The organism is Acinetobacter sp. WCHAc060033 (genome assembly GCF_004209125.1).
Lineage (GTDB): Bacteria > Pseudomonadota > Gammaproteobacteria > Pseudomonadales > Moraxellaceae > Acinetobacter > Acinetobacter wuhouensis.
Map to the genome: position 1 here is coordinate 48,660 of NZ_SGSW01000028.1, position 7,778 is coordinate 56,437.

Genomic DNA, 7,778 nt, shown 5'->3' on the forward strand with positions numbered 1-7,778 from the left:
CAGCATAACAATACTCAAAGTTGCAAGAATTTTAATCATATTGTCATGCAGGATGAATAAAGCATGTTAATATTCTTCGCATGAGCAATGAGTTGCTGGAACCATGTCGAATTTCAATAAAAAACTCTTTAAACGCTTAAAACTGAATCACGCTTATGGTCAACTGATTGCGTTAATTTTCGTGCCAATTATGGTTTTGGCATGTGTCGGCACTGCGCTCGTCCTTTCTGAGACGTCCTCGGCTGCAAAATCAAAACAACGTTTTCAAGCGATTGCCATTCTCAGCCGTTACCAATACACCGCAGAAAAACTCACAGCGGTCATGGAAGTGAATAAAACACAGCATATTAAAGCTGAAAATATTTTACAAAAAATGTTCAATGAGAAACATTTACTCAGTGCAGCTGTGATTGATGCAAATAATATCAATCACTTAAGTATTGGTTATCAAAGCAAGCGAACTTGGCCTCAAATCCCCAAAACAGGTACTTTTTTTGGTCCAATCCAAAGTAAAACCAATAATATTTATGGCATAAAACTCAATCCAATCAACAGCACAGAAAATATGTGGTTGGTGATTGAAATGGATAACCAGCCTTTAGAAATCGCTCATTACCGCGTCATGATTGTACTCATTACGACAGCGCTATTTACCCTATTGTTACTTTTATTGTGTTTGAATTTTTACTCACGTCGTTGGATTGCACCGATGTACGAAATTCGAATGCAATTACAACGTCTAAACGCAGATACGCTCGATCAACACATGGTCATTAACAGCACAGGGGAATTACGTTTACTACAACGTGATATTGCCAATGTGGTGAAGCGTTTACATTTTAGTTTTCTTGAACTGAAAGAACATACTGAGCAGACTGAGGATGATTTGCGTCGTACTTTGGATACCCTAGAAGTTCAAAACATTACTTATAAACAAGCACGTGACCAAGCGATTTTATCGAATCAGTCTAAATCGGTATTTTTGGCGAATATCAGTCATGAATTACGCACACCGCTCAACAGTATTGATGGTTTTATTCACCTGATGTTGCGTCAAGATAATTTGAGCAATGATCAAAGCCTATATTTACAAACCATTCGTAAATCTTCAGCACATCTTTTGGCATTAATTAATGATGTACTGGATTTTTCAAAAATTGATGCAGGAAAATTAGAGCTTGAAACTGCCCCTTTCGATCTTGAAGAAGCAATTTTTGATGTGATGGATATGTTGTCGCCATTGGCAGCACAAAAGCATATCGAAATGGCGTTTTATTTTGCAGACAATGTACCCAAATACGTGATTGGTGATGCTTTACGTTTCAAACAAATTTTGACCAATTTAATTTCCAATGCGATTAAATTCACCCCAGATGGTGAAATTATTGTCCGTGCCCGTATGGAGCATGATGATATTGGACAATGCTTACTGCACTTTAGTGTCCAAGACAGTGGGATTGGTCTTAGTGGTACAGACCGTAAAAAACTTTTTGAATCATTCTCCCAAGGCGATGCATCGGTTACTCGTCAATTCGGCGGTACAGGCTTAGGTCTAGCCATTTCCAAACAGCTTGTGCATCTCATGCATGGTCAAATTGGTTTTGAGGATAACCAAGAACGCGCACCGACTGAAAAAGGCTCGACTTTCTGGTTTACCGCAATGCTTGCGGTCAATGAAGATGAAGATATTGTTCATCCATCATTTAGCGAACAAAAAGTGGTGTCATACTTGGCACATCCTGCGACTGCAAATGTATTGCGTCATTATCTTGAAGATTATCAAGTCCAGCACAATGAAGCGCAGTCGATCCTCGACTTGTTTAGTCGCTTAAATAGCTTAGGACAGGATACAGATAATACATGGTTGATCGTCGATCATAGTGGCGATACTGAAGCATTACTGAAAGAAATTCGTGGTCGTTATCAAGGGCATTTGGCTGTTTATGGCTATCAAATGTCACTTGATCCAAATATGCTCAGTGAATATAAAGCACGTCCCTTGTATCAACCTTTAAGTCGTAGTTCGGTCATTCAACTACTCAGCAATAAACCTGTCTTTGAGCAAGAACAACACAAAGACTTTAAAGGACAAGATTTACATATCTTGGCAGTTGATGATCATTTACCAAACCTAATTGTGCTTGAAGCTTTATTGGGTGAATTGAATGTCAAAACCACTAAAGCACAAAGTGGGCAAGAAGCCTTAACCATTATCCAACAAGGCATTGAACAAGGTTCAAAACCTTATGATCTAGTGTTTATGGATATTCAAATGCCTGTAATGTCAGGGATTGATACCACCCGTGCGATTCGCTCTTTGGAATCAACATTAGATGGTATGCGTATGCCAATTATTGCACTTACTGCACATGCTTTAGCGGATGAAAAGCAAAAATTATTGAAAGTGGGTATGGATGATTACGTCACTAAACCAATTCAAATTGAACAAATCATTCAAATCCTCACCAATTGGACATCAGATAAATTTATCCAACAGAAACAACAAACCAATGAAAATAAAGTCTATATCGAGGCATTTAATACCGATATTTTAGATTGGAAACAAAGTCTTGCTTTAGCTGCCAATAAAGAAGATTTGGCACAAGATTTATTAAAAATGTTGGTCGATAGTTTTCCAACGGAACTGGATGAGATAGAGCAACTGATCGAGTTGGAAGACTTTCCGCAACTTGAACACGTCTTACATCGTTTATACGGCGCAACCCGTTATGTGGGTACACCAAAATTACAACGAGTCACTGGTGAATTTGAACAGTTCATTTCTACACTCCGCAAAGAACGTCGTAAAGCAGATGAAAACTTTATCCAAGAAGTTCTACGCCGTTTAGATGATCTACAAGTGGCTATTCGTGAAGTAGAAACTGCTGCACAACAAATTTTACCGAATTAGATTTCGATCAGTTCAATTGAGCAGTTTAAATTTTTTTTAAATTGCTTCAACTGTTTTTAGCATCGTCAATGGATAGATTTAAAATTTTCTGTGACTCTCCTGTCATGTAACTCTACCATGCTCATGCTATGCTGATAACCAAGGAAAAAAGAGTCTAGATCATGGCACTATTACATATTGAAAAAAATAACGGCATCGCAACAGTTTCACTAAACCGCCCAGATAAACGTAATGCAATGAGCTTTGCTTTACTCAAAGAACTGGTCAAAACTGCTGAAAAAATCAAAAAAGATCGTAGTATCCGCGTGGTGATTTTAACTGGTGAAGCCAATGTATTTAGTGCTGGGATTGATCTTGCAGATTTGAACAGCCCGAACAATAGAGCTTTTGCAGCGTGGGAATTGATTAAGCCAGGACAAAGCTTATTTCAAAAAGCTTTTCTAATTTGGCAAGAACTACCTGTACCTGTGATTGCTGCAATTGAAGGTTTCTGTTTTGGTGCTGGGATGCAATTAGCTTTAGCTGCGGATATTCGTATTGCACATCCAGAAACTAAAATGTCGATTATGGAAAGTCGTTGGGGCTTAGTGCCTGATATGGGTTTAACTCGTTCGATCAAAGGTGTGATTGGTATTGATCTAGCCAAAGAACTCACCTTAACAGCACGAATTTTTGATGGTAATTATGCCAAAGAGATTGGACTCATTACTCATATAGATGAATCACCATTGGTAAAAGCTCAAGCCATTGCCGAAGAAATGCTACAGCGTTCTCCTGACGCACTTGCAGCAGCAAAACGTGTCCTAGACGCAATGGAACATGAACCAAAGAAATCTTTACGCTTAGAAAAAATTTGGCAGCTCAAATTACTTTTGGGCAAAAACAGTCAAATTGCACGCAAAAAGGATAAAAATCCTGAAATGCAATTTGTACCACGTCAGTTTAAGTAAAAAACTTCAATCGACTTAAACCAATGACTGATTCAGAAATCGTTTTGAATCAGTCAAAATTGAAAACACGATTCAAAATGGTTGAGTAATAAAATGAATTTTGACCGTCATAGTAAAATTGCATTCCTCGGTATGGGGTTAATGGGAAGCCGTATGGCAACCCGATTAATCCAAGCAGGTTTTCACGTTGCGGTATGGAACAGAACAGCAACTGCCTGTAAAGCTTTAATTGATATGGGCGCACATCCATTAGAACTGACACAAATTTCAGACTACCCCATCATTCTCAGTTGTCTTGCCGATGATCAAGCCGTGCAAAGCGTATATAACTCGATTGAGCCATATGTAATTAAAAATCAAGTGATTGTAGATTTCTCAAGTTTGTCTGTGGATAAAACCAAGCAGCTTGCAGAACAAGCAAAAAACAAACAAGTGACGTGGATTGACTCCCCTGTTTCAGGCGGAACAGCAGGCGCTGAAAATGGCACACTCGTCATCTTTGCAGGTGGTGATGCGGAAACGATTCAAGATTTAAGCATTGTTTACAACGTACTTTCTCAACGTGTGACTTGCATGGGTGGAACAGGTACGGGACAAGCGACGAAAATCTGTAACCAATTAATTGTGGCTGCAAATAGTACACTCATTGCAGAAGCGGTGGCACTTGCAGATCAAGCAGGTGTGGATACCACATTACTTGCACCCGCACTTGCAGGCGGTTTCGCTGATTCAAAGCCCTTTCAAATCCTTGCACCACGCATGGCGACCCATACTTTTGAACCAGTACAATGGAAAGTTCAAACCTTATCAAAAGATTTAAACAACGCTGTCCAACTTGCACAGCAATTCAATTTAAATATTCCAGTTGCGCAACTCGCTTTAAGTCGACTACAAGACCATCAAAATAATGGCTTTGCTGAATCTGACTTAGCGACAGTGATTCAGCATGTCGAAGTAAAATAGGCGATGTATTTAAGATATATACGACTTCAGCATAAACATATTGAAAAATAGTCCATTGCCAACTACATTGGAGATGAAAGCCCATTCACGCAAGGAGCAATTATCATGACTAAACTCGCAGTAAATCTCTCGATGATCTTTACTGAAGTCCCACTCATTGAGCGTTTTGCTTTAGCGCATAAACATGGTTTTCACAATATTGAGATTCAATTTCCCTATGAATTAAGCATCGAAGAGATTCAAGCTCAACTGGAACTACATGATTTACATATTTGCCTAATCAATGTTCCGGCGGGTGACTTAATGCAAGGTGGTGATGGTCTAGCAGGTATTCCAGGACGTGAAGTCGAATTTCATCAGGCACTCATACTTGCGATTGAATACGCAGATGCTTTGAATGTGCCGAGTGTGAATATTCTCGCTGGAAAGCAACCAACTGACGCTGACTTACTTCCCTGCCTAAATACTTTAGCCAATAATTTAAAACTCGCATCCCACATGTTGTCTGATCATGATATTCAACCAGTTTTTGAAATGATCAATGGTACAGATATGCCTCGTTTCTTGGTTCAAAATATCGCCCAAGCACAAGAAATGCTTGAAGCAGTACAACATCCAGCCTTAAAAATGCAATTTGATTGCTACCACATGGCAATGATGGGTGAAGAGGTATTAGCAGTATTACAAGAAAATATAGACTGGATTGGGCATATTCAATTTGCAGACTGCCCAGGTCGCCATGAACCAGACACCGCACAAATTGATTATTTATCTATTTTTACATGGCTAAAACAAAGCACCTATACAGGCTACATTGCTGCGGAATATCGCCCACAATCTCATTCCAATCAATCATTTGCGTGGATGGATAAATATTTCTCTAACAACCATAGCTACTAAATAAACAATTTTATCGAGCTAGAGATGCGTTCTAAAATTTGTATTTTTTAGCCAAAAGCGCTATATTAGAAGGTGAGATATTGTTTGGAAAACACACTTTATATGAATTTAGAACCATCGCCCAGCGCTTCTAATTCTCACGAACTTGCAATGAACACTCGCAATCAAGACCTAAAGACTTGTTTAAAAGTTGTACAAGAAGCCCTACTTGATGTAAAAGCAAAAGATATTCTTGAACTTGATGTAAGCTCAATCAGCAATGTTGCAGATGCAATTGTAATTGCAAGCGGTACATCAACTCGTCATGTTAAAGCACTTGCTGACAACGTTGCTGAAGAAGCACGTAAAGCGGGTTTTCGCCCAATCGGTGTAGAAGGCGAAAGAGATGCTGAATGGATCCTGATTGATTTAGGATTTGTTGTTGTGCATGTTATGCTACCAACCGCACGTAAATTTTATGATTTAGAAAGTTTATGGCGTGTAAGCCCTGAAAGTGTTGCTTAACTTTCAATAGATAGAAATAGTTTATAAAAAGCGACGTTCATGTCGCTTTTTTAATGTGCAAATTATTCATGAATTTCAGTTATCGGGATCATCTTGCGCATCATTTGAAATACGATATAAGCGATACCAAAACTCCAAACAAAGTTGATCAAAACGCCTACCCCTTGCTCCCATAAGGTTGCTCTATTCATCAGCCCCACGACTGAATCATTGAATAAAGATACAGCAAGTGTTCCCCAAATTCCGCAGAAACCATGCACCACTATCACCTCTCGGACATGTTTTGAATCAATCCAACGTGTTAATAAATGTGGCGTTTGTAGGGTCAAAAATCCAGCAACCATCCCAATAATCAATGCAGATGAAATCTGAACAAAGCCACAACTTGCTGTGATTGCAACCAGTCCACCTAAGGCAGATTTAATTAAATCTGCCCAAGAACTCATTTTACGATAAAAGATAAGAGAGAATATAAACGAAGCGAATATTGCTCCGAGTAGAGCTGAAAATGCATTAAATACAATATTACTAATCTCAATATGAATTGAAGTAATATAAATGACGTTTAGACCAGACCAAGCCAGCCATAATATAAAACCCGCCAATGCAAATGCTAAAATTTTATAATCTTCAAAAATTTTATCTTGTTTATGTAGCTCTATTTTTCGCTGTGACTTAAAAATCAGATACCCCGCTAGAACAATCCATGCTGCCATAGAATGCACAACTGTAGATCCTGCAAAATCAATAAAGCCAAGTTTTTGCAGCCAACCGCCACCCAAAACCAAGTTCCCCCAAGACCAACTTCCAAAGAAAGGAAAAATGATTGCGGAAATAATAAAACTCATGATTGCGTAAACAGAAATAGGTGCAGTATTCGGAATAATACGCCCAACGATTGTGGTAATGGTGGTCGCCATTAAGGTATAAAAAAAGACTAAATTCCAATGCCAGCCATGCATGTTATGACTAATTTGCTTAAGGTTTTCAAACCACCCCAACTCAGCAATGATAAAACAGAAAAGACCAAAGCATGCTGTACCGAGAATTGCAAAAATATAATTAATCAATAAACAAATAATGCTTTTTGCATTATTTTCATAACCGCCTTCCGCAACAGCAAAACCAGCCTGCATTAATATGACAAAAACACCACCTAGAAATAATAATTTATAATCTGTTAATAGATTAAAAGCATGAATATCACTTTCTAAAGTTGAGGCAAAGCAAGCTGGCGTCAGTATGATTAAAATTAAACTGAGCAAGAATTTTAATCGAGCCATATAAAACCGCCCCAAAATTTTTAATTATTTTTAGCAAAACTTGCGTAACAATAATGAATAATTTTGAACTTGAATAATAACAATATCGCAATTATAGACATTTTTGAGTAAAAATACACACTTACATTTTATAGTCTATATCATGAACTATTGTTCTGATTAATTTCAATCACTTGAATTTTCAGCATGCCCTAATGCCAAAATATTTTTTAAACAAATAGTCAATTTTAAACTGGTAAATTAGGGTCTGTTGACATTTCATAAATA

The 7,778-nt window shown here is 38.0% G+C and carries 6 protein-coding genes; 5 read left to right on the plus strand and 1 reads right to left on the minus strand.

Translation table 11 applies throughout. The features are described from left to right. Positions 1 to 103: 103 nt before the first annotated feature. The 5 genes from EXE10_RS13360 (at position 104) to rsfS (ending at position 6,228) form a co-directional block, all read left to right on the plus strand. On the plus strand, positions 104 to 2,911 hold the full coding sequence (locus EXE10_RS13360) for an ATP-binding protein (protein ID WP_130113696.1): 2,808 nt from the start codon (positions 104 to 106) through the stop codon (positions 2,909 to 2,911). 161 nt (positions 2,912 to 3,072) lie between these two features. Next, positions 3,073 to 3,861, plus strand: coding sequence for a crotonase/enoyl-CoA hydratase family protein (locus EXE10_RS13365; RefSeq protein ID WP_087553567.1), 789 nt, complete (start codon positions 3,073 to 3,075; stop codon positions 3,859 to 3,861). 93 nt (positions 3,862 to 3,954) lie between these two features. Continuing rightward, complete coding sequence (locus EXE10_RS13370) at positions 3,955 to 4,824, plus strand: NAD(P)-dependent oxidoreductase (protein ID WP_130113697.1); 870 nt, start codon at positions 3,955 to 3,957, stop codon at positions 4,822 to 4,824. A gap of 105 nt (positions 4,825 to 4,929) precedes the next feature. Further along, positions 4,930 to 5,724 (plus strand): hydroxypyruvate isomerase family protein, encoded by a 795-nt coding sequence (locus tag EXE10_RS13375; RefSeq protein WP_130113698.1) that lies wholly within the window; start codon positions 4,930 to 4,932, stop codon positions 5,722 to 5,724. Between the two features lie 102 nt (positions 5,725 to 5,826). After that, positions 5,827 to 6,228: a ribosome silencing factor gene (gene rsfS, locus EXE10_RS13380; protein WP_068973276.1), complete on the plus strand. Its 402-nt coding sequence runs from the start codon at positions 5,827 to 5,829 to the stop codon at positions 6,226 to 6,228. A 62-nt stretch (positions 6,229 to 6,290) separates the two neighbouring features. On the opposite strand, the gene EXE10_RS13385 is transcribed toward rsfS, so the two are convergent. Further along, positions 6,291 to 7,511 (minus strand): ammonium transporter, encoded by a 1,221-nt coding sequence (locus EXE10_RS13385; RefSeq protein WP_130113699.1) that lies wholly within the window; start codon positions 7,509 to 7,511, stop codon positions 6,291 to 6,293. Between the last annotated feature and the right edge of the window lie 267 nt (positions 7,512 to 7,778).